We start from the raw sequence: 3,880 nt of genomic DNA on the forward strand, positions 1-3,880 counted from the left end.
ATTACGGGTTCAAAAAACCAAGAACTTTATGAACAATACAAAGACATTATTTCTAAATTTAATGACCAACAGTTAGATTATATAAAAGATGAATTATTAGCGCTAAAAGGTAAAAAAGTCATTTCCCAAGAAGAAAATACTAAAAAACAAGATGTCCTTTTGAAACGCAGATATTTATACGCTGGTAACTTTGCTCTAACAAATGCTGATTACGAAGTTGCACCTTATATCGCTTTGACCGACATTTATGATATTAATATTAAATATCTAGATACTATTGCAAAATCAATGTCACCTAAAGTAGCAAAATCTAAATACGGAAAGAAATTGAATGATTATCTAGCTGAAAGAAAAAAGCAAGAGTAGTTTTATATTAAACACTAAGTACACAAAGAAAAGGCACAAAGTTCACAAAGAACTTTGTGCCTTTTCTTTATATAAATAAATCAAGGTTAGATGTTATCCCAATAATTATCGGGAAACGAAAAACGAATTTTGAACATTCTATATAACTCTTAAAACAAAAAAACCACCACAAGTAAATGTGATGGTTTTTCAAAAAAGAGCCGGCGGAGGGACTCGAACCCACGACCTGCTGATTACAAATCAGCTGCTCTAGCCAACTGAGCTACGCTGGCGACTTTAATTCTGGTGCAAATATAATTCTGAAATTCTAATTTCCAAAATAAATTAGCACTTTTTTACAATTATTTTTAACTACAATGCGTTGATTTTTTCAACCATTTGATTTGCAACTTGTTCCAATTCTACATTGATTTGTTTGAAGTGTGCTTTTTTGTTTTCAACGTTTTTTGCGTTTACTTTTACAATTAATGCATCAAAAGCTGCAATAGCTTGATCTATTAAACTGTTTGTAGCATCAGTAGGTTTTCCTGTAGTTGTCATTTCGTACAAGTAAACTGCTTCAATAATATCTCCTAATACGAAGTTGATGTCTTTTTTTAAATTCTTAACGTTTGCCATTTTATTTTATTTTTGAAATTTTATTATTCTATTGAATGTTATAATTCGGGTGCAAAAGTACACATAATCTTTATAATATAGACTATGAAATGTAAATTTCTAATATAGATGCTTTTCCTACCAAAATATAATCCGTAATTACAGCTGGAAGTAATACTGTTTCCCCTTTTTTGAATGATTGCTTTTCTTTGTTGTAAACCAAATCGAATTCTCCTTCGGTACACATAAATACCTTAAATGAACTAGAATTTTCTTTAAAAACTAACTTTCCATCAAGCGGAACAAAATTAGTCGTGAAATAAGGACAATTTACAGCTTCATTTGAAGTGTTTATTAATTTATCGTAGTTTTTCTTAGCTTCAACTTTATTATAGTTTATAGCTTCTAATGCCATATTTATATGTAATTCTCTAGAGTTTCCATTTGCATCTAATCTGTCCCAATCATAAACCCTATAGGTAATATCCGATGTTTGCTGAATCTCAGCTATAACAATCCCTGCTCCTATGGCATGAATTGTTCCCGTTTCTAGCAAAAACACATCTCCTTTTTTTACTGGAATTTCTTCTAGAATTGTGGTTAATGTTTTGTTTTCTAAATATTGTAAATATTCCGCTGGTGATGATTTTTCTTTAAATCCTACGATTATTCTAGCTCCTTCATCTGCTTGCATCACGTACCACATTTCGGTTTTTCCGAAGGAATTGTGTCGTTTTTTTGCTAGTTCATCATTAGGATGTAGTTGTATTGATAAGTCTTCACAAGCATCTAAAAATTTAAATAATAATGGAAATTGTTTGCCAAATTGCTTGTAATTTTTTTTTCCTAATATTTCCTCCGGATATTTTTCGAGTAATTCGTTTAGTGTTTTTCCTTGTAGTAATCCGTTTATTACGACGCTCACATCACCTGAAACTGTCGATATTTCCCAACTTTCGCCTGTTGTTTCTGAACTGATTCTTTTTCCGAGCATTGATTGTAACTTAGTTCCCCCCCAAATTCTTTCTTTAAGAATGGGTTCAAAGACAAGCGGATACAAATTTATACTCATAGTTTTATATTATATTACAAAAATGCGAAAAATTATTTAAATATCCCGAAAATTCGGGACTGATGTCCCGATAGCTATCGGGAGAAAATGCTTTTTGTGCTTTTGTTCTTCGACAAGCTCAGAATAACAAAAGCACAAAAAGATTGCAATCTCGTCTTTAAGAACGAGACAGAAATATGTCCAAGAAATTGATTGGCTAGTTCGCTATCGCTAGGATCACTCCTAAACAATTATTTATTTCAATTTTTGAATTGCTTCGAGAGATTTGGGTATGTGTTGGCTGGCATCCATACTATTGTAAACCATTTGCACAATACCTTTTAGGTCGACGACGTAAGTGACTCTTCCTGGGATTAGTCCCAACATGACACTTGGTACTCCAAAAAGTTTTCGAATATTTTTGTCTTTATCTGACAACAAAATATATGGCAGTTTGTGATTTTGTGCGAATTTTTTATGCGATTTTGTACTGTCGCCGCTTATCCCGATGACTTCGGCTCCTGCATTTTTTATGTCTTCGTATTCATCTCTAAACGAACAGGCTTGCCTTGTACAACCTGGGGTTTCGTCTTTTGGATAAAAATATATTACTAATATTTTTTTGTGCAATACAGATTCGATATAAAAATCGTTTCCGTCTTGGTCTTTTGCGCCAAATATTGGCATTTTATCTCCTACTTTTATGATTTCCATTATTCTCCTTTATAGGTTACAAAATTGCGTGGTGTTTCGTATAATTCGACTTCTAAGTCCATTTCGATTGTGATTCTTTTTCTTATTTTATTCCAAATTACAACGACTATATTTTCGGCAGTTGGGTTTAAGTCTTGAAATTCTGGGACGTCTAGATTTAAATTTTTGTGATCAAATTGAGATTCAACTTCTTCATAAATAATATTTGCCAAATCCTTAATATCTATCACATAACCTGTTTCTGGGTTTATTTCACCTGTAACACTTACGGTTAAGTCGTAGTTGTGTCCATGAAAATTTGGATTGTTGCATTTACCGAAAACGGCATCATTTTTTTCGAAAGTCCAATCTTTTCGATATAAACGATGCGCTGCATTAAAATGGGCTTTTCTGCTTATGGTTACTTTCATAGTTTATGATCTTCTAGGTAATGGTAAAATTCATCGAAAATAATTTTGAACCAAACGGTATAAATATCTGGATTTTGGCTCATATCTTTTTTTACATTTTCGATACTCATCCATTTCCAATTTTCTACTTCATCGTTGTTTATTATTGGCTCTTCATTATAATAACCAATCATAACGTGATCTAGTTCGTGCTCTGTGAGTCCGTTATCGAAGGGTGCTTTGTATATAAAATTAAATAATTCTTTCAGTTCGGCCACAAAACCCATTTCTTCTCGCAAACGACGTGTTCCTGCCTGAATGTTGGTTTCTCCTTCTCGTTGGTGACTGCAACAGGTATTTGTCCACAATGATGGGGAATGATACTTGTGGTGGGCGCGTTGTTGCAACATGATTTCGTTGTTGCTATTTAGGACAAAAACCGAAAAGGCACGATGTAAAACTGCTTTTTCATGTGCTTCTAGTTTTGGCATTAGCCCAATTTGCTCATCTTTTTCGTTTACTAAGATTACCTTTTCTTCTGTCATATTTATTTATTGCGTGGTAAAAATACAAAAAAAGAAGGGATTTTATAAAGGATTTTGAGTTTATGATAAGTTTAACTAGTGTTTGGGGTTGGGATTATTTTACCGCAAAGTAAATGAGTTACCTCAGAGTTTGTAAAAGAAAAAATATCTGTTTTATCATTCCGAGGAAGGAGGAATCTCACACGCTTTAATTATGAGATTCCTCCTTCCTCGGAATG

The 3,880-nt window shown here is 32.8% G+C and carries 5 protein-coding genes, 1 tRNA gene and 1 pseudogene; 1 reads left to right on the plus strand and 6 read right to left on the minus strand.

What is annotated here, in order from left to right:
- Positions 1-366 (plus strand): annotated as a pseudogene (locus tag ACH2BG_RS04850) (hypothetical protein); the annotation flags it as partial.
- A 198-nt stretch (positions 367-564) separates the two neighbouring features.
- On the opposite strand, the gene ACH2BG_RS04855 reads toward ACH2BG_RS04850, so the two are convergent.
- The 6 genes from ACH2BG_RS04855 to idi all read right to left on the minus strand — a co-directional run bounded on the left by ACH2BG_RS04855 (position 565) and on the right by idi (position 3,662).
- Positions 565-638: transfer RNA gene (locus tag ACH2BG_RS04855), tRNA-Thr, on the minus strand.
- A 79-nt stretch (positions 639-717) separates the two neighbouring features.
- Complete coding sequence (locus ACH2BG_RS04860) at positions 718-984, minus strand: hypothetical protein (protein ID WP_395046594.1); 267 nt, start codon at positions 982-984, stop codon at positions 718-720.
- Between the two features lie 82 nt (positions 985-1,066).
- Positions 1,067-2,035, minus strand: coding sequence for a type I phosphomannose isomerase catalytic subunit (locus ACH2BG_RS04865; protein WP_395046595.1), 969 nt, complete (start codon positions 2,033-2,035; stop codon positions 1,067-1,069).
- A gap of 234 nt (positions 2,036-2,269) precedes the next feature.
- Positions 2,270-2,728, minus strand: coding sequence for a peroxiredoxin (locus ACH2BG_RS04870; RefSeq protein WP_395046596.1), 459 nt, complete (start codon positions 2,726-2,728; stop codon positions 2,270-2,272).
- Positions 2,728-3,138: a 6-pyruvoyl trahydropterin synthase family protein gene (locus tag ACH2BG_RS04875; RefSeq protein WP_395046597.1), complete on the minus strand. Its 411-nt coding sequence runs from the start codon at positions 3,136-3,138 to the stop codon at positions 2,728-2,730. The genes ACH2BG_RS04870 and ACH2BG_RS04875 overlap by 1 nt, the downstream gene beginning before the upstream one ends.
- On the minus strand, positions 3,135-3,662 hold the full coding sequence (gene idi / locus ACH2BG_RS04880; protein WP_395046598.1) for an isopentenyl-diphosphate Delta-isomerase: 528 nt from the start codon (positions 3,660-3,662) through the stop codon (positions 3,135-3,137). The genes ACH2BG_RS04875 and idi overlap by 4 nt, the downstream gene beginning before the upstream one ends.
- Positions 3,663-3,880: the final 218 nt, after the last annotated feature.

It is taken from the genome of Flavobacterium sp., from assembly GCF_043779715.1.
GTDB lineage: Bacteria > Bacteroidota > Bacteroidia > Flavobacteriales > Flavobacteriaceae > Flavobacterium.